At 65.8% G+C, this 17,027-nt stretch carries 17 protein-coding genes; 8 read left to right on the top strand and 9 right to left on the bottom strand.

Annotated features, from left to right (window positions below):
• Positions 1–7: 7 nt before the first annotated feature.
• Positions 8–937, bottom strand: coding sequence for a TauD/TfdA family dioxygenase (locus JQ507_11855; protein QRI72112.1), 930 nt, complete (start codon positions 935–937; stop codon positions 8–10).
• 93 nt (positions 938–1,030) lie between these two features.
• Positions 1,031–2,467 carry a SidA/IucD/PvdA family monooxygenase gene (locus JQ507_11850; protein QRI72111.1) on the bottom strand — a complete coding sequence of 479 codons (1,437 nt, stop codon included), beginning with the start codon at positions 2,465–2,467 and terminating at the stop codon, positions 1,031–1,033.
• Between JQ507_11850 and JQ507_11845 the strand changes: the two genes are divergently transcribed.
• The 4 genes from JQ507_11845 (at position 2,466) to JQ507_11830 (ending at position 5,866) form a co-directional block, all read left to right on the top strand.
• The gene (locus JQ507_11845; GenBank protein ID QRI72110.1) at positions 2,466–2,837 is read left to right on the top strand and encodes a hypothetical protein; all 372 of its coding nucleotides are present in this window, start codon (positions 2,466–2,468) and stop codon (positions 2,835–2,837) included. The two genes, JQ507_11850 and JQ507_11845, sit on opposite strands and share 2 nt — an antisense overlap.
• 18 nt (positions 2,838–2,855) lie before the next feature.
• Positions 2,856–3,680, top strand: a complete 825-nt coding sequence (locus JQ507_11840) for a methyltransferase domain-containing protein (GenBank protein ID QRI72109.1) — start codon at positions 2,856–2,858, stop codon at positions 3,678–3,680.
• 25 nt (positions 3,681–3,705) lie between these two features.
• Positions 3,706–5,046 (top strand): LLM class flavin-dependent oxidoreductase, encoded by a 1,341-nt coding sequence (locus JQ507_11835; GenBank protein QRI72108.1) that lies wholly within the window; start codon positions 3,706–3,708, stop codon positions 5,044–5,046.
• A gap of 313 nt (positions 5,047–5,359) precedes the next feature.
• Positions 5,360–5,866, top strand: coding sequence for a MarR family transcriptional regulator (locus JQ507_11830; protein QRI72107.1), 507 nt, complete (start codon positions 5,360–5,362; stop codon positions 5,864–5,866).
• A gap of 58 nt (positions 5,867–5,924) precedes the next feature.
• Here JQ507_11830 and JQ507_11825 read toward each other — a convergent pair whose 3' ends face one another.
• The 7 genes from JQ507_11825 to JQ507_11795 form a co-directional block, all read right to left on the bottom strand.
• Positions 5,925–7,082 carry an ABC transporter substrate-binding protein gene (locus tag JQ507_11825; GenBank protein QRI72106.1) on the bottom strand — a complete coding sequence of 386 codons (1,158 nt, stop codon included), beginning with the start codon at positions 7,080–7,082 and terminating at the stop codon, positions 5,925–5,927.
• A gap of 57 nt (positions 7,083–7,139) precedes the next feature.
• Positions 7,140–7,922, bottom strand: coding sequence for a cyclase family protein (locus JQ507_11820; GenBank protein QRI72105.1), 783 nt, complete (start codon positions 7,920–7,922; stop codon positions 7,140–7,142).
• A 29-nt stretch (positions 7,923–7,951) separates the two neighbouring features.
• Positions 7,952–9,193 (bottom strand): SDR family NAD(P)-dependent oxidoreductase, encoded by a 1,242-nt coding sequence (locus JQ507_11815; GenBank protein QRI72104.1) that lies wholly within the window; start codon positions 9,191–9,193, stop codon positions 7,952–7,954.
• Positions 9,190–10,368, bottom strand: coding sequence for a thiolase family protein (locus JQ507_11810; protein ID QRI72103.1), 1,179 nt, complete (start codon positions 10,366–10,368; stop codon positions 9,190–9,192). The genes JQ507_11815 and JQ507_11810 overlap by 4 nt, the downstream gene beginning before the upstream one ends.
• Positions 10,369–10,392: 24 nt before the next feature.
• The gene (locus JQ507_11805; GenBank protein QRI73302.1) at positions 10,393–10,818 is read right to left on the bottom strand and encodes an organic hydroperoxide resistance protein; all 426 of its coding nucleotides are present in this window, start codon (positions 10,816–10,818) and stop codon (positions 10,393–10,395) included.
• 29 nt (positions 10,819–10,847) lie between these two features.
• Positions 10,848–11,630: a hypothetical protein gene (locus JQ507_11800; protein ID QRI72102.1), complete on the bottom strand. Its 783-nt coding sequence runs from the start codon at positions 11,628–11,630 to the stop codon at positions 10,848–10,850.
• An 81-nt stretch (positions 11,631–11,711) separates the two neighbouring features.
• Positions 11,712–12,032: a hypothetical protein gene (locus JQ507_11795; protein ID QRI72101.1), complete on the bottom strand. Its 321-nt coding sequence runs from the start codon at positions 12,030–12,032 to the stop codon at positions 11,712–11,714.
• 223 nt (positions 12,033–12,255) lie between these two features.
• Between JQ507_11795 and JQ507_11790 the strand changes: the two genes are divergently transcribed.
• The 4 genes from JQ507_11790 to JQ507_11775 are packed head-to-tail and all read left to right on the top strand — an operon-like array spanning position 12,256 to position 16,970.
• The gene (locus JQ507_11790) at positions 12,256–13,407 is read left to right on the top strand and encodes an ABC transporter substrate-binding protein (GenBank protein QRI72100.1); all 1,152 of its coding nucleotides are present in this window, start codon (positions 12,256–12,258) and stop codon (positions 13,405–13,407) included.
• 43 nt (positions 13,408–13,450) lie between these two features.
• The gene (locus JQ507_11785; protein QRI72099.1) at positions 13,451–14,494 is read left to right on the top strand and encodes a branched-chain amino acid ABC transporter permease; all 1,044 of its coding nucleotides are present in this window, start codon (positions 13,451–13,453) and stop codon (positions 14,492–14,494) included.
• Positions 14,491–16,260: a branched-chain amino acid ABC transporter ATP-binding protein/permease gene (locus JQ507_11780; GenBank protein ID QRI72098.1), complete on the top strand. Its 1,770-nt coding sequence runs from the start codon at positions 14,491–14,493 to the stop codon at positions 16,258–16,260. The genes JQ507_11785 and JQ507_11780 overlap by 4 nt, the downstream gene beginning before the upstream one ends.
• Positions 16,257–16,970: an ABC transporter ATP-binding protein gene (locus tag JQ507_11775; protein ID QRI72097.1), complete on the top strand. Its 714-nt coding sequence runs from the start codon at positions 16,257–16,259 to the stop codon at positions 16,968–16,970. The genes JQ507_11780 and JQ507_11775 overlap by 4 nt, the downstream gene beginning before the upstream one ends.
• Positions 16,971–17,027: the final 57 nt, after the last annotated feature.

Genomic DNA, 17,027 nt, shown 5'->3' with positions numbered 1-17,027 from the left:
GAGATGCTCAGGCGGCTTTCGCGGCCTGCGGCTTCGACGACTTGATGCGGGTCACGCTGCGACGGCCGTCGACGCTGAGCGGCACGTCGCCATCGATGGTGGCGCGGCGGACCACGCGATGCTGATCGCCGTAGTCATTGACTGCGTAGTGCTGCGTCGCGCGGTTGTCCCAGATCGCGACGTCCCCGGTCTGCCAGTTCCAGCGCACGGTGTTCTCGGGTGCGGTAATGTGCGACTGGAATAGATCGAACAGCTTCTGGCCGTCATATTTCGGCAGGCCGACGAACCGCTGCACGAAATTGCCGAGCACGAGCGTACGCTCGCCGGTCTCGGGATGGACCCGCACCACCGGATGCTCGGTCTCGTAGATCGTGCCGGTGAACACCTCGTCGAAATGCTTCCTGTCCGCCTCGGTGGCACGCGACTTGACGGCATAATCATAGGCATTGCTGTGCACCGCCCAGAGCTCGTCGGCGAGCTTGCGCAGCGGCGCCGGCAGGTCCAGATAGGCCGCTGCCGTGTTCGACCACACGGTGTCGCCGCCATAGGGCGGGATCACGACGCCGCGCAGCACCGAGATTTTCGGATAGGCGTCAACGAACGTCACATCGGTGTGCCACTGGTCGGCGCGGCCGCCGCCACGACCCGAATCCAGTTCCAGGATTGACGACGTACCGTTGATCGCGCCGACCGTCGGATGCGGCACGAGCTTGCCGAGCCGCACCGCAAAGCGCTCCTGCTCCGCGTCGTCGAGGTGGCCTTGATCCCGGAAGAAAATCACCTTGTGCTCGAGCAGCACCTGGTTGATCGCGCGGACGACCTCGTCGGACAAATCGCCCGACAGCCTGATGTTCTTGATCTCGGCGCCAAGCCGGGCCGCCCGCTTGATGATGTCGGCGCGCGGAATGGCGTTGTCGATGGTCGTGGTGCTGCTCATGATCCCGTTCTCACCTTGCGATCCCCAGAACAAAGCTCCGCCGTGCGCCGGTCGCGGGAGCGACGGCGGAGACTGATGACGCTGTCGTGCGTCTTACTCGGCCGCGACGTGCTCCGGCGGCCGCCAGACCGCCGACGCATAGAGCTCCGGCGCGAAATCCTCGGCTATCGTTCCGCTGATGCGGGCTTCATGGGAGGCGAGATCCGCCAGGAACAGATCGCGGCTGATGCGGGCAACGATCGCCGGAATATCGCGCTTGAAGCTCGGCACATCGCCAACCGGGAGGCCGAAGCTGACGAACGCCGCCGGATTGAAGACGTGGATATCCCTGAGGTACGGCGCGCGCCCCGGCACCTTCTCCAGATATTCATGCCCGGACCCGAGATAGGGATAGGCCGCCAGCGTCTCGTCGCGCTGGTCCGCGGGCGGCGCAAAACGATCGCGCCACAACAGGATGTCGTCGGCGAAGTCGCGCAGCTCGGCTTGCGCGCCGAGGCTCACCGCATAGCCGGTGCCCGCGATCGCAAAGTCGAAGCCGAATTCACCATGCGGCGTTTCCGCGACCGGACGTACGCCCTGCAATCGTGCCGAGGTCCAGGGCGCCCCGAGGTGCAGATGGAAATTAGGGAAGGACACCGCGCGCGAGATCGCATCCGGCGGCGGGGTCGAGCCGGCTTGCCGGAACCGGATCGCCTGGTGCCAGCGCACGGCGTCCGGCAGCGCGCCGTAATTGTCATAGGCACCTGGGTAGCCGCGGATCCGGATCACCGGCAATGAGGCCAAGGTCTCGCGCCGCGCGAACAGATGCACATCCCTCGCGCCTGCCTCGAGCGCAACCGCCGCCGCATCGAACGCCGATGCGGCGCTGCCGATCACGGCGATGGAGCGGCCGCGCAGGCTCCTGAAGTCGATCGCCTCGGAAGTATGCGCGTAGAACCGTTTCGGCAGCTCTTGGAGGACCTCCGGCACGGACGCGCCGCCGCTACCGGCGAAGCCGGTCGCGAGCACCAGCTTCCGCGTGCTCTCGATCACAGCCGCCCCGTTCCGCTCCAGGTGCAGTCGCAAATGCCCGTCCGCCGGTTCGATGCGAACCAGCCGCGTGCCGTAGCGAACCGCACCACCGGTAACCTTGCGGTACCAGTCGAGATAGGCCGCCCAATCGAGCCGCGGGATGCGATCGAGCGCGTCATAGGCGGCCGCTCCATGGCGCGCTTCGTACCAGGCCTGGAAGCCGAGCCCCGGCAAGCCGAGCTCCGGTCCCGGCAACGACTTCGGCGTCCGCAGCTTGTGCATGCGCGCGCTGGTCAGCCAGACGCCTGCTTTGGTGCCGTCCGCCGCGGCATCGATCACCGAAACCTTGCCGATCCCGGCGCGCCGAAGCGCAAAGGCAAAGGCGGAGCCGGATTGCCCGCCGCCAACCACGACCACGTTGTGATCGATCCCCTCGCGCTCGGGTACCCAGTTTTGCGGATCGGGACCGATCAGGCGAAGCGCCTCGCGGGCAACGCTGTCGGGATCGGATTGCGGCATGGTGCAGAACCTCGCTTTGACGTTGCAAATCGTAAAAGCGATCGAGGTTCAGTCAATGAAAGGAATCCAGCTTTGTTTTCGACGGCGAGCAATGTTCGCTTCGTCCGCGACGCGCCTGCGGGAATATTTGCGACGATCGCGATCCGGTCGATCGTCTCGCGCGCTTTGCAACGCGCAAAATCGAGCAATCGACGTGCGTAGCGGCCTCACGCCGCCGCTTTCGCCGTCATTGCGAGCGCACTCGTCTCCGATCGGCGATCTCCTCGTAAGGTTCATGCTCGGCGTTCGCGCAACAACGCAAATTCATTTCACAGGCGCCGACGTAGAGTCCGCGGCAACGCTCGCGCCGAATGTCGGCGCTTTGCCGTGAAGCAAATGGACGGATCGAATGCCGCAATCCGCAGGCGCCATCAGCCTTGAGCACGACACACCGGAGCTCGCCCGCTCCTATGATGAAGCTGGATTGGTTCAGTTCCGTCACGGCAAGTTCCTGATCGGGCCGCTGGCGATCCGGTCCGGCGAGCATGTGCTCGACATCGGAACCGGCACCGGGCGGCTCGCGGAATTCGTCGCCGGACTGGTCGGCCCGGACGGCCGCGTGATCGGCATCGATCCGCTTGCCGGCCGTATCGAGATCGCTCGGCTGCGGCAGGCCGACAATCTCCAGTTCGACACCGGCCGTGCGGAGGAACTCTCACGCTTCGCTGACGCCCAGTTCGACGCGGTCTATCTCAACAGCGTGTTTCACTGGATTGCCGACAAAGACGCCGCCCTGCAGGAAATCCATCGCGTGCTGAAGCCGGGCGGCCGCCTTGGACTGAACGTGCAGGATCCATCCCGGCCGCATCAATCCCGCGTGCTGCTCAGCCAGGCCATCGCCGAAGCAGGTCTTGGCGATCGCCGTCAGGATTCCAACCCCGTGCTCGGATCGACCGACGAGGAGCTCAGCGCGCTGTTCGCGGCCAACGGCTTCACTGACTACCGCAGCGAACTGCGCGCGCTGGTCGACATCCATGACAATGCCGACTCGCTGCTGCGCTGGTCGGAAGCAAGCGCCTTCGGAAACTTTCTCGAAGCCTTCTCTCCGGCCGAACGCAGCTTGGTGCGGCAGGCGTTCGCCCGGCTTGTCGAGGACAAGCGTACACCGGAAGGCCTGTCGCTCGAGCGCTACCTTCGCTTCGCGTTCGTGCGCAAGGCGCCGACCGCCAACTGACCGATCATCCCCCGCGAGTGCCGCCATGAGCAAACGACAGCTTTCTCTCAACTTCTTCATCTATCCGGACGGCCACCACGAGGCGGCCTGGCGGTACAAGGCCTCGACCCCAAGCCGCCTGCTCGACGTCACCTATTATCAGGAGCTCGCGCAACGCGCCGAGGCGCACAAGTTCGACGCGGTGTTCTTCGCCGACGGCCCGGCACTGGCCGAGAATGTCCGGCACGCCGCGCGGTTCCGGCTCGAGCCGATCACCCTGCTCACCGCGATCGCATCCGCCACCAAGCGCATCGGCCTGATCGCGACGGCATCGACGACCTATACCGAACCCTACAATCTGGCGCGCCTGTTCGCCTCGCTGGATCACCTCAGCCGCGGCCGCGCCGGCTGGAACATCGTCACGACGAGCTCGCCGCAGGCAGCGCAGAATTTCGGGCTGCCCGAACATCCGCCGCATCACGAGCGTTACGAGCGGGCGCGCGAATATCTCGACGTCATCACGCGGCTGTGGGACAGCTGGGAAGACGATGCGCTGGTCAATGATCCCGCGTCCGGCGTCTTCGCCGACACCGCCAGGATCCATGCCATCAACCACGTCGGAAAGCACTTTCGCGTCCGCGGCCCGCTCAACGTTTCGCGAACGCCGCAGGGACGACCGGTCTATGTGCAAGCCGGCTCGTCCGACGACGGCCGCGCCTTCGCGGCGCGCTTTGCGGAAGCGATCTTCACCGCCCACCAGACCCTGTCGAGCGCGCAGGAGTTCTACACCGACATCAAGCGTCAGGCCCGTGCATTCGACCGTGGTCGCGATCAGATCAAGATCCTGCCCGGCATCAGCCCGTTCATCGCCAGTTCACAGCTCGAGGCAGATCGGCTGCAGGACGAGTTCAACGAACTGATCCAGCCGGAATATTCGCTGGCCCAGCTTCGCCAGATGATTGGCCTCGATCTCTCCGGTTTCGACCTCGACGGCCCCTTCCCCCGCCATCTGATCGACACCGACAGCGCCCGCGGCGTCGCCAGCCGGTTCAAGCTGGTGGTCGATATCGTCGATCGCGAGAAGCCGACGATTCGCCAGCTGGTGCAGCGCCTCGCCGGCGCGCGCGGCCATTGGGTGATCGCGGGCCCGCCGGAGAAGATCGCCGACAACATCCAGACCTGGTTCGAGAACGGCGCGGCCGACGGCTTCAATGTCATGCCGCCCTGGCTACCCGGCGGCTTCGATCTCTTCGCCGAGCAGGTCGTGCCGATCCTGCGCAAGCGGGGCCTGTTCCGCCACGACTACGAGGGCACGACGCTGCGCGACCATTACGGCTTGACCCGACCGGCGAGCCTTTACTCCAACGCCATCCAGGCGATCGCCTGATCGCGTCCCCTGAGCCGCCCGCGCCGCGGGCGGCGATCATCTCCGCGCCGGGTCCAGCACCCGGCGTCGTAGACAGCGACATTCGCCTTTTATTTTAAACATAAAACATCCGTACCTGCCGGAGATCGCCGGAGCATTCATCGGAATATTGCGGAGATTGCCTTCCGGCACGAAACCCGCCGCAAAATCCCTACACCCCGACGCCGATCCGTGCCCCCTGAACGAGCCTTGAATTTACTTTTGGCACGAACTATCTTCCGGGCGTCATCGAGACCGTCACCTTCAACGGGCCGGGTGCTGCAGGAGATTTGATTTGGCAGTCGCGAAGGAGTCCCCGCCTGTTTCACCCAGGAACGGAGGTGATCAGGAGGCCGAGTACAGGGCTCAGACACGGCTTTGGCTTCGGCTGCTCGCCTGCACGACCCTGATCGAGGGCGAGCTGCGGCGCCGGTTCCGCGAGGAATTCGACTTCACGATGCCGCGCTTCGACGTCCTGGCCCAGCTTGACCGCGAGCCGAGCGGATTGGTGCTGGGAGAGCTGCCGAAGCGGCTGATGGTCTCTGCGGGAAACCTGACGCCGATCGTTGATCGGCTGGTCGAGGACGGCTTCATCACCCGCACGCCTTCAAACCTCGACCGGCGCGTGCAGATCGTTTGCATGACCGTCGAAGGCCGCAAAGCCTTCAGGCGCATGGCCAAGAGCCATGGCTCGTGGCTGGCCGAGCTGCTGGCAAGGGTTCCGGCCGACCGGCTCGATGGCCTGACCCGCGAGCTCGACGAGCTCAAGGGCGCCGTCAGGGACGCGATGCAGAAGCCGTAAGCCGGCACTGTAATTCACACCACAGCCGAACGCCCTCCGACACACTCCCGCAGTTCAATCAGGGCAGCAGCCTGTACTTTCCGTCCTCGATCTGAACCAGGATCCGCGCGCGAGCATCGACGCCGTGTCGATCCGCCGGCGTGTAAGTGTAGACGCCCTGCGTCCCGGCCAGCTCCTTGGTGGTGAACAGCGCCTGGCGAAGCGCGGCGCGGAATTCCGACGAGCCCGGCTTGGCGCCCGTTGCCATCGCGCGCTTGGCCGCATCGACGAACACCAGCCAGCCGTCGAAGGCATAGGACGAGAACGAGTCGGTCGGCGCCTCGCCATTCGCCTTCTCGAAGGCGGTGCGGAAATCCAGCGCAACCTTCTGGATCGGATTGCCGGCCGGAAGCTGCTCCGCCGCGGTCACCGGCCCGGTCGGGCAGATGATTCCGTTGGCGGCCTTGCCGGCGAGCCGCAGGAAGTCGGCGCTGATGAGCCCGTGGTTGCCGTAGAGCGGCCCCTTGTATCCGCGTTCGGACAGAGCGATCACCGGCAAGGCACCCGGCGTGCCCGTGCCGCCGAGCATGATGGCGTCGGGCCGCGCCGCCAACGCGCGCAGCACCTGGGCGGTCACCGACGAATCCGACCGGGCGTAGCGCTCGTTGGCGATGACCTTGATGTCGGCCGCCTTGGCGCTTTGCGACAGCGAGTCGTACATCAGGTCGCCGAAGGCGTCGGAGAAGCCGATGAACGCAACGGTCTTCAACCCCCGCGCCTTCATGTGATCGACGATGCCCTGGACCAGAAGCGGCGTCGGTTGTGGCGTCTGCACCACCCAGGGCCCGCCTTCGCCTGATGGCACCGGCGCGATCGGCGACACGGCGATCATCGGAATCTTCAGCTCGATCGCGGCGGTCGCCATCGCCAGCGTCTGCGGCGCGCCGGACGTGCCGATCAGGATGTCGACCTTCTCCTGTTCGACGAGCTTGCGCGCGTTGCGCGCCGACGCCGTGGGATCGGAGGCGTCGTCGAGCTGAATGACGCGGAGCTTCTCACCGCCGACTTCGCCGACATAGGCCTCGCCGGCCGCGATCCCCTTTGCATTGGGAATCCCGATCGACGACACCGGCCCGCTCAGGCCGGTGACGAAGCCGACGAGGATCTCGGCCTGCCCGGCCTGCGGAACGGCGACAAGCAACGCGGCCAAGGCCAGCAGGGTCTTCATCGAGATCATGGCACCTGTCCTTCTTGATTTGCGTTTCTTGTTTCGGGCAAGCGCCATCCGCTCGCTTCAGCTCGCGGAAACCAATGCGATCACGCGCAGCGGGCTGCCGGAGCCGTTCTGGATCTTCAGGGGCGACGCCACGATGACGGCACCGGTGGGAGGAAGCTGATCGAGGTTGCAGAGGCACTGCAGGCCATACCGGCCGGCGCCATGCAGGAAGTGATGCGCCGGATAAGGCGGCTCGAAATGGCCGGCCTGCCCTGCGTCGGTACCGATCGTCTCGGTGCCGAAGCCGATGATGCCGCGCTCCTCCACCAACCATTTCATGACGGCCGGATTCGGCCCCGGCGTGTGTGCGCCGTCATCCCTGAGGTTGGCGTAGTCGCGCCAGCCCTTCTTCGACCAGTCGGTCCGCAACAGCACCCAGTGCCGCGCGGGAATCCGTCCGTGCTTCGCCTCCCAGGCCTCGACGAGCGGCACGGTGAGCAGGAAATCCGGATCCTGCGCCGCGCCCGCCGAGCAGTCGATCACGCAAGCCGGCGCGATCATGTCCTTGGCAGGCATCGTGTCGACCGAATTGTTCGGCAGGTCCTTCCCGGTGAACCAGTGGATCGGCGCGTCGAAATGCGTGCCGGTGTGCTCGCCGAACGTCACATTGTTCCAGTACCAGGCCGGACCGCGACCGTCATAGCGCGATATCTCCTGGATCCGGACCGGAGCCGCCTGGCCAAATTCCGGCGGCAGAACAATGACCGGGAAATCCGGACTGAGCGTGAAGGTCAGATCGACGACCCGCACCGCGCCTGACGAAATCGCACCTGCGAGCTCCAGGAGATTCTTGCCTTGCATTGTGACGTCCTCCCGTTGAAATCCTGATTTTATCTATCGAGCTCGCGCTCGAGCGCTTTCGGATTGGCGGCAAGACGCTGCCTGATCTCCTCGGCGACGTCCCCGACATAGATCTCCTCGAGCCCACCCCTGAGCCCGGACACGATCGCCTGCGCAACGGCGCGCGGCGCGACCTTGGGCGGCGGCACGGTCTGGAACCACTCGGTATCGACCGGTCCCGTGAACAGGTTCATCACCTTGACGCCGCCGGGCCGAAGCTCCGCGCGAAGACAGTGCGACAGCGAAAGGCAGGCGGCTTGCGACGCCGAGTAGGCGCCGAAAGCGGGCCAGTTCGCCAGCGCATAGACCGACAGGATATTGACCCAGGCGGCGCTGCTGTTGATGCCATCGGCTCCCCGCATCCGCATCGCGGGACCGAAGGCCTGCGCAAGGTTGATGAAGCCGAGATAGGCCTGGTCGATCTCATCCCGCGCGATGCCCGTGCCCCTGCGGTCGAGAAGGCCACCGGGCCGCACATATTCCGTCGTGTTGATGAGGATGTCGACCTTGCCGCCAATGTCGGCCGCGAGGTCAGTCGTTGACTTTTCGTCGGCCGCGTCGAGCGTCACGATCTCGATCCCCGCCTGCCCGCGCAACAGCTGTTCGCCTGCGAAAGGTCGCCATGGTTCGGAAACGCCGACGAACACCGTCTTCGCGCCCGCGGCCTTCAGCGCCGCAACGGCCTCCTGGCCGATCAGACTGCGGCCGTTGGTCACGAGCACGCGGCGGAATTTCGGATCGGCCGTCATTTCCCGCCACTGCCGGTCGTCTGCCATGTTGAGCGTCTCCTCCTCGGGTCGGGCAAAAGCCACTGCCTGGCCGCTCTTGTCGAGCTGAAACGACATCAGCACGGGCGCGCCCTCGGCACAGTCGGCATGCAGATGCGCCACCATGGTCGGACCGCAATCCATCTTGACGAGACCGATGCGCCAGGGCGCCCGCTCGCGGAAATAGACGTCGCTTGGTACCCGGGCCGTGGTTTCGGCCAGCAGCACACCGCGGCGCGGCGCATCGACGAAGGTCAGATCAGCCGACAGGCAGGCGGGACATGCCTCGCGCGCCGGATAGGCGAAGGCGCCGCAAGCCTCGCAGCGCTGCAGCATGAAGCGTCCTTCGGCGGCAGCGCGCGTGAACCCGTGCGACGTCCGGCTGCGCGGCCGCGGCGGCGACGCGGGAAGCCGCATCCGCAGCAGCGGGTTCTTGCGCCGGGGTGGCTCAATCGGATCGATCATCGCGCAGGCCCCGCAAAGATCGCGGCACCGGAGGCCAGGCCACGGTCATAGTTGATCATACCGAAGCCGGAGGCGAGAGCGAGCCTTGCATCCTTGACCTGCGTCGGACCGGCTTCGCCTAGCACCTGACGCAAGCCTTCGACCAGCCCGAGATAGGCGCCGGCGGCGCCGGCCTGCCCGGCAGAGAGCTGACCGCCGGAGGTGTTGTGCGGGAAGTCGCCGTCAACAGTCAGATCGTGCTGACGCACGAAGGCCGCGCCCTCACCCTTGTTGCAGAATCCGAGATCCTCGAACTGCATCATCGTGATGACCGGATAGTCATCATAGGTCTGCACGACATCGAGATCGTCAGGCTTCACACCGGCCATCGCGTAGAGCTCGCTGATATCCATCGCCCAGCCGCCGCGCACCTGCATCGGATCGTCGGCGAAGGCGTTGTGCCGTTCGATGGTCGACAGCAATCGCGCGGCCGGCAGGCCGAGCGATGCCGCGGTCTCGTCCCGCATCACGAGGAAGGCCTCGGCCCCGGCGCAGGGCATCACGCAATCGAACAGATGAATGGGATCGGAAATCGGACGCGCCGCCAGATACTGCTCGATCGTCAACGGCGTCTTCATCAGCGCATGCGGGTTGCGCAGCGCATTGGCGCGCTGAGCGACCGCGATCCGGCCGACGTCCTCCCGCGTAACGCCATAGGTCCGCATATAGTTGCGCGCGATCAGCGCGAAGCTCGCATTGGCGCCGCCTGCGCCATAAGGATAAACCGCGTCCTGGTTGAAGCGCGAGAAATTCTCGAGCGTCAGGCGGAAGGAATCGACGTGATTGGTATCGCCGGCGACGCAAGCCACGATGTCGGCATCGCGCACCTGCACCGCGCGCGCCGCCTTCCGCAATGCCGCGATGGCGCTGGCGCCGCCGAGTGGGATGGTGTCGAGCCATCTGACGCACAGCCCGAAATGCTGCGTCAGTCCGATCCCGCTGTCGAGCCCCATGGTGAAGCTGGACACACAGAGGCCGTCGATGTCGGATGTCTTGATGCCGGCCTTCGCGACCAGCGCACTCAGCGCGCGTCCGATCCACCATTGCGCGCTCTCGATGGAATAGCGCGCATAGGGGATCGTGACGGGAGCCGCCATCACGATGCCGTCATACGGTGTGCGCAGCGAATTTGTCACCAGCCGCCTGCCTTGCCTGCCGTCTCAGATCACCGTCAGCTTCACGTCGATATTGCCACGAGTTGCATTCGAATAGGGGCAGCGCTCGTGCGCGCCTGCGACGATCTCCTCCGCCACCGCCTTCTCGACGCCGGGCAGACTGACCTTCAGTTCGACCGAGAGCGCATAGCCGACAGGAACCGGTCCCATCGCAACCCTCGCGACGACGGACGTCTCGGCCGAGGGCGTGATCTTCCTGGTGCGCGCCACGAGCTTGACCGCGCCGAGAAAGCACGCGGCATAGCCAGCCGCAAAGAGCTGCTCCGGGTTGGTCCCCTCGCCGCCGGGTCCGCCCAGCGATTTCGGCACGGACAGCGACACCGACAGCAGGCCGTCGGCACTTGCGGCCTTGCCGTCGCGGCCGCCCATAGCGGTCACCTCGGTCTCGTAGAGGATCTTCTCGGGTCTCATCATGGCTCGTTCTCCAGAACTGATCGGCGTTAGCGCTTGTTGCGCGCGAGCATCGCCCGGAAATCGTCGCGGGCGAGCGCACTGGCGCGCTTGAAGCTCGGCCCGCGGCTCGGCTCGGTGCCGTTGAGCTGCCTGAGCTGCACCCACATCTCGGCGCTCTTCAATGCCACCGCAGCACAGTTCACGACCGGTGCGTGGCCGACCTTCAGGCCGCGCTCCCGCCCGATCAATAGTCCTGGCAGCACGCCGGCGGGGATCACCACGTCGGCGCCGCGCTCCACCAGCGGCAAGGCGCAGGCCAGAAAATCCTCGATCATCCGGGCATGAGCCGCCTGATCGCCCGCGAACGCAGCTGCGAAATCCTCCGGCTTGCAACCGAGGCCGGTCACGTGGACGACGCGATCACCGAGGCCGTAGCGTTCGGCCTGCTCGTAGTGCCAGACCTCGAAGACCGGATCGAGCGTCACGAGGCCGAGGCGCCGGCCGAGTTGCGAGGCCGCAAGCAACGTCGCCTCGCCGGTCCCGACCACGGGGATGTCGAGCGTCGAGCGGAGCTCGTAAAGCCCGGGATCCTGGAAGTGGCCCATCACGAAGGCGTCGAACCCGCTCTCTTCCGCCGCGATGCCGTTGTCGATGGCCTGGACCGCGCAGCGCAGTTCGGCGAGCCGGCCGAATTCGCGATCCGGCGGTGAAATGCCCTCGACCTGAACCGTGGTGCCGGGTGCGGCGATGTTGTTGAGATACTCCGACAGCCGCGCCATATAGGGCGCGTTCACGCTCGCATCGACGAAACTCTGCCAGAAGATGCGCATCGCCCTTCTCCTCGACGGTGACAGGAGCATCGGCCGTCGGCCTGCCGACGCAGATATTTCAACCATAAACTAATTGACGCGTCAAATGCGCGCGGCGGAGCCCGCCGAGGCGACCGCTCCACCGCAGCCGGGAGGCCTGTTTTTCGGGACAAAGCAATGAAGGAAATGGCGCGCGCGGACGAAATTGTATGCAGCAACATTTTTTTCTGACAGCCCCGTGACACGTGTTGACGACGCCACTGAGAATACTTTAGGCTTTAAGTAATCGACCATCGGCCGCTGCCGGTGGTCATGTCGATGATGTTGCAGGGCACCGATTTTGAGAAACTCAATCGCGTGGACTAGCGTCGGGCCGCAATGGCCGGCAGCAGCATCGCCGGTCGCGCAGCGCGGCTGTGGCATTCGTCTTCCTTTGCTTCGACAGATGCCCGCGGACTGCAATCGCCCCGCCCGCTATTTGAGCGGCACGCCTCGCCATGGCCGCTGACGCCCGGCCGAGCGAAATTCCCTCTCGGCGCGCCCGGCGTCTGGCGCTACAGCAATGCCTTCAATCGGTTCGTTCGCGGCTCGGCTACCTGCCCGGCTTGCAGACATTCGCACCCAGCATCAACGGAGGACAACGCAAATGCGGCAGAAGACCCTGGGTTTACTCGCACTCGTCGCCGGCGTCTTCGCGGCACCGGCGGCGCAGGCCGATATCACGATCGGCTTCGTCACCTCGCTGAGCGGCAACGGCGCGTCGATCGGCATCCCCTATGGGCGCGGCATCAATGCCGCCTATGAATACAAGAAGACGATCAACGACGAGACCATCCGCCTGATCCAGCTCGACGACGGCTCCGACCCGTCGGCCGCGACGCGCAACGCGCGCAAGCTGGTCGAGGAAGAGAAGGTCGACCTCCTGATCGGCACCGCAACGACCCCCTCGACCATCGCGATGGCCGCCGTCGCCAGCGAATTGAAGGTGCCGATGATCGCGATCTCGCCTCTCGGCAAGCTTCCGGACTCGCCGGAGCAATGGGTCGTCGCGGTGCCGCAGCCGGCTTCGCTGCTCGTCAAGATCGTCGCGGACCGGATGAAGCGCGACGGCATGAAGAACATCGGCTATATCGGTTTCTCCGATGCCTGGGGCGATCTCGTCTACAACGGCGCCAAGGCCGCCGAGCCCGTCGACGACATCAAGGTGCAGACCAACGAGCGCTATGCGCGCACCGATACCTCGGTGACCGCGCAGATCCTGAAGGTCATGGCCGCACGTCCCGACGCGGTGCTGATCGGTGGCTCCGGCACGCAGGGCGCCCTGCCGCTCATCACGCTCTCCGAACGCGGCTTCAAGGGCAATACCTACGGCACCGTGGCGCTGATCAATCCGGACTTCGTCACCGTGGGCGGCAAGGCCGCCGAGGGCATCCAGGTCTCCGCCGGCCCCGTGATCGTGGCCGAGCAGCTTCCGGATGAGCACTTCGCCAAGAAGATCGCGCTCGACTTCCGCGCGGTCTACCAGAAGACCCACAACATTCCGACCACCGACGGGTTCTCCGCCTACTCCTTCGACGCCTGGCTGATCTTCGCCAACGCCGCCGAGCGGGCGCTGAAGACCGCAAAACCCGGCACCGCGGAATTCCGCACCGCGCTGCGCGATTCCATCCTCAGCACCAAGGAGCTGCCCGGCGTGCATGCCGTCTACAACTTCAAGCCCGGCGCGGTGACCGGCGTCGACGAGCGCTCGCTGGTCGTGGTCCGCCTGACCGGCGGCGCCTGGAAGTACGCGCCGTAGGCAAAAAGATGGCCGGCAGCCAGAACGGGGGAACGGCGTCTCCATGACGAGCGATATCGCGGCCATCCTTGCAATCGACGGGATCGCCACCGGTGCAGTCTACGCGCTGGTGGCGATCGGCACTGTGCTCATCTTCACGGTGACGCGGGTCATCTTCATTCCGTTCGGCGACATCGCCGCCTTCACCGCACTGACGCTTGCGGCCCTCGATGCCAAGCGTTTTCCGGGGACCGGTGCGCTGGTCGTGGTGCTGGCGTGCCTTGCGACCCTGATCGAGATCATTTCGCTCATTCGGAGCGGCGACAGCCGCCTGCTGCCGCGCGCATTGCTGTTCTATCTCGCCATTCCCTCAGCAGTAGTCGGCATCGCCTGGCTCACCATGCGCATGGACCCGCCGCTCGCCGTCCGGCTGGTACTCGCGTTGATGCTGATCACGCCGATCGCCCCTCTCCTCGACCGGATCGTGTTCCGCCCGATCGCCGACGGCACGGTGCTGCTGCTGCTGACGGTCTCCGTGGCGCTGCATTTCGCGCTGGTTGGTCTCGGCCTGCTGTTCTTCGGCCCGGAAGGCGTCCGGACCGAGCCGCTGACGTCGTTCTCCACCGAGTTCGCCGGCGTCCTGATTTCGGGCCAGACCATGCTGATCGTGATCGCCGCGCTGGTGTTCAGCGGCCTGCTCTATCTGTTCTTCGACTTCACGCTGGTCGGCAAATCGCTGCGCGCCACCGCGGTGAACCGCACCGGCTCGCGTCTGATGGGGATCCGGCCGGCGCGGGCCGGCACCATCGCCTATCTGCTGGGCTCGCTGATGGCCGGCGTATCCGGGATCCTGATCGCGCCGGTCAATACCGTGTTCTACGATTCCGGCTTCCTGATCGGCCTCAAGGCGTTCGTCGGCGCCATCGTCGGCGGCATGACCAGCTATCCCGGCGCCGCGATCGGTGCGGTGGGGGTCGGCATACTCGAAAGCTTCGCGTCGTTCCAGAGCAGCGCGCTGAAAGACGTGATCGTGTTCTCGCTGCTGATCCCGATCCTGATCTGGCGATCCCTCGCCTCGCTGCATTCCGAGGAGGAGATCGAGGAATGACGCGCGTTCACGTTAGGCTCGCGGCGGCAGCGGCACTGGCGTGCCTCGCACTCGCACCCTTTGTCCTGAGCCCGTTCAGCGTCACGCTGATGAATTATATCGGCATCTATTCGCTGGTCGCCATTGGCCTTGCGCTGCTCACCGGCGTCGGCGGCATCGTGTCGTTCGGACAGGCCGCGTTCGTCGGCATCGCGGCCTATGCGACGGCATGGGTCTCGGCCCTGAACGGGCAATCGCCCTGGCTCGGCCTGCTGCTTGGCGTGGTCCTGACCTGCGGTGTCGCGACCATCCTCGGCGTCGTCACCTTGCGCCTGCAGGGCCATTTCCTGTCGCTGTCGACCGTGGCATGGGGCCTTGCGATCGGCTTCCTGTTCGGCAATGTCGATGGGCTCGGCCGCTTCAACGGCATCTCGTCGATCCCGCCGATCAGCCTCGGCTCGTTCGCGCTGGTCTCCAGCGCACAGATCTATTACCTGATCTGGGGCATCGTCGCCCTGGTGCTCCTGCTCGGCTACAATCTCCTGGACTCGCGGCTCGGCCGCGCCATGCGGGCGCTGCGCGGCGGCAACACGCTGGTCGAGAGCCTCGGCATCAACGCGTTCCGGATCAAGCTCGTGACCTTCGTGATCGCGGCATTCCTGGCCTCGCTCTCCGGCTGGCTCTACGCGCATATGAGCCGCTTCATCAGCCCGGGTCCGTTCGATGCCGGCATGGGCATCGAATATCTGATGATGACGATGGTCGGCGGCGCCGGCAGCCTGCTCGGCGGGGTCGTCGGCGCCGCCATCGTCACGCTGCTCAAGAACAGCGTGCAGGATTATCTGCCGCTGATCGCCAAGGGCGCGTCCGGGCAACTCGAGATCGTCGCCTTCTCGGCACTGTTCATCCTGTTCCTGCAATGGGCGCGGCAGGGCATCGTGCCCTCGATCGCACGCTATCTGCCGAAGATCAGGCGCGAGCGGCCGCAGCCCGCGCCGCCGCTGCCGCGCCGTCCGCAGCCGACACCGGGCGAGCTGCTTCTGAAGGTCGATGGCGCCGAGCGCCGGTTCGGCGGCCTCATTGCGGTCAACAATGTCAGCTTCGAGGTGAGATCAGGCGAAATCCTCGCCGTGATCGGCCCGAACGGCGCCGGCAAGAGCACGATGTTCAACTGCCTGACCGGCGCGCTGCGGGTCAGCAAGGGCGAGATCTCCTTCGCCGGACGCTCGATCGCGCGCGATCCGCAGTCCCGCATCGCCAGGGCCGGCGTCGCCCGGACCTTCCAGCATGTCAAGCTGCGGCCGCGCATGAGCCTGCTGGAGAACGTCATGCTCGGCACCTACAGCCGAACCAGCAGCGGCCTGTTCGCCGGCGCGTTTCGTCTCAATCGGCGCGAGGAAGCCAGCGTCCGGCACGAAGCGCTGCTGCAGCTCGAGCGCGTCGGGCTCGGCGACAAGCCATTCGAGCTCGCGGGCAATCTTCCGCTCGGCAACCAGCGCATCCTGGAGATCGCGCGCGCCCTCGCCGCCGATCCCGCGCTCCTTGTGCTGGACGAGCCGGCGGCCGGCCTGCGCCGCCAGGAAAAGCTGCGACTGGCGGAGCTGCTCCGCTCGCTGCGGGCGGATCACCTGACCATCCTGATCGTCGAGCACGACATGGAGTTCGTGATGTCGCTGGTCGACCGCATCGTGGTGCTCGACTTCGGCTCCAAGCTCTGCGAGGGCGTCCCGAGCGCGATCCGCAGCGACGAGCGGGTGCAAGAGGCCTATCTCGGAGGCGTCGCGTGAGCCAGATGTTGTCCATGACCGGCGTCACCGTCTGCTACGACAACGTCGAGGCCGTTCGCAACGTCTCGCTGTCGGTCGACGAAGGACAGATCGTCACCGTGATCGGCCCGAACGGCGCCGGCAAGACCACGCTGCTGATGGCCGCGATCGGCCTGCTCGCATCGCGCGGCAGCATGGTGTTCCGCGGCAGCGACATCCGGAAGATGTCCGTCGAGGATCGCGTCGAGCGCCGGCTCTGCCTGGTTCCGGAGAAGCGCGAGCTGTTCTCCGACATGTCGGTTGCCGACAACCTCCTGCTCGGCTCCTACAGCCTGCGCGACCGCTCCGGCGTGCAGAAGACGCTCGACGAGGTCTATGATCGCTTTCCCCGCCTGAAGGAGCGACAACGCCAGGCCGCCGGCACGCTCTCCGGCGGCGAGCGCCAGATGCTCGCGCTGGGACGCGCGCTGATGGCAAAGCCCGCGCTGCTGATGCTCGACGAGCCCAGCCTCGGCCTCGCGCCGCTGATCGTGCGCGAGATCTTCCGCACCATCGCCTCGCTCCGCGACCTCGGCGTGTCGATCCTGCTGGTCGAGCAGAACGCCCGCGCCGCGCTCGAGACCGCCGATTACGGCTACGTGCTGGAGACCGGCGAGATCGTGCAGTCCGGCCCTGCCAAGGACCTGATCCACGATCCCCGGCTGATCACGGCCTACCTCGGCGGGCACTGACACAAAAATATCGAAAACAACCCCATGCACAGTCGCCGGCGGGTGCCGGGGACGAAT

The sequence above is a fragment of the Bradyrhizobium sp. PSBB068 genome, from assembly GCA_016839165.1.
GTDB lineage: Bacteria > Pseudomonadota > Alphaproteobacteria > Rhizobiales > Xanthobacteraceae > Bradyrhizobium.
Note: the sequence above shows the minus strand (reverse complement) of the source record. Positions and strands in the feature narration are given on the sequence as shown.

Excerpts from the sequence above, each read along its gene's own strand:
- JQ507_11855 (QRI72112.1), bottom strand. The coding sequence starts at position 937 with ATGAGCAGCACCACGACCATCGACAACGCCATTCCGCGCGCCGACATC.
- JQ507_11845 (QRI72110.1), top strand. The coding sequence starts at position 2,466 with ATGGTGCAGAACCTCGCTTTGACGTTGCAAATCGTAAAAGCGATCGAG.
- JQ507_11850 (QRI72111.1), bottom strand. The coding sequence starts at position 2,467 with ATGCCGCAATCCGATCCCGACAGCGTTGCCCGCGAGGCGCTTCGCCTG.
- JQ507_11840 (QRI72109.1), top strand. The coding sequence starts at position 2,856 with ATGCCGCAATCCGCAGGCGCCATCAGCCTTGAGCACGACACACCGGAG.
- JQ507_11835 (QRI72108.1), top strand. The coding sequence starts at position 3,706 with ATGAGCAAACGACAGCTTTCTCTCAACTTCTTCATCTATCCGGACGGC.
- JQ507_11825 (QRI72106.1), bottom strand. The coding sequence starts at position 7,082 with ATGATCTCGATGAAGACCCTGCTGGCCTTGGCCGCGTTGCTTGTCGCC.
- JQ507_11820 (QRI72105.1), bottom strand. The coding sequence starts at position 7,922 with ATGCAAGGCAAGAATCTCCTGGAGCTCGCAGGTGCGATTTCGTCAGGC.
- JQ507_11815 (QRI72104.1), bottom strand. The coding sequence starts at position 9,193 with ATGATCGATCCGATTGAGCCACCCCGGCGCAAGAACCCGCTGCTGCGG.
- JQ507_11805 (QRI73302.1), bottom strand. The coding sequence starts at position 10,818 with ATGAGACCCGAGAAGATCCTCTACGAGACCGAGGTGACCGCTATGGGC.
- JQ507_11800 (QRI72102.1), bottom strand. The coding sequence starts at position 11,630 with ATGCGCATCTTCTGGCAGAGTTTCGTCGATGCGAGCGTGAACGCGCCC.
- JQ507_11795 (QRI72101.1), bottom strand. The coding sequence starts at position 12,032 with ATGCCACAGCCGCGCTGCGCGACCGGCGATGCTGCTGCCGGCCATTGC.
- JQ507_11790 (QRI72100.1), top strand. The coding sequence starts at position 12,256 with ATGCGGCAGAAGACCCTGGGTTTACTCGCACTCGTCGCCGGCGTCTTC.
- JQ507_11785 (QRI72099.1), top strand. The coding sequence starts at position 13,451 with ATGACGAGCGATATCGCGGCCATCCTTGCAATCGACGGGATCGCCACC.
- JQ507_11780 (QRI72098.1), top strand. The coding sequence starts at position 14,491 with ATGACGCGCGTTCACGTTAGGCTCGCGGCGGCAGCGGCACTGGCGTGC.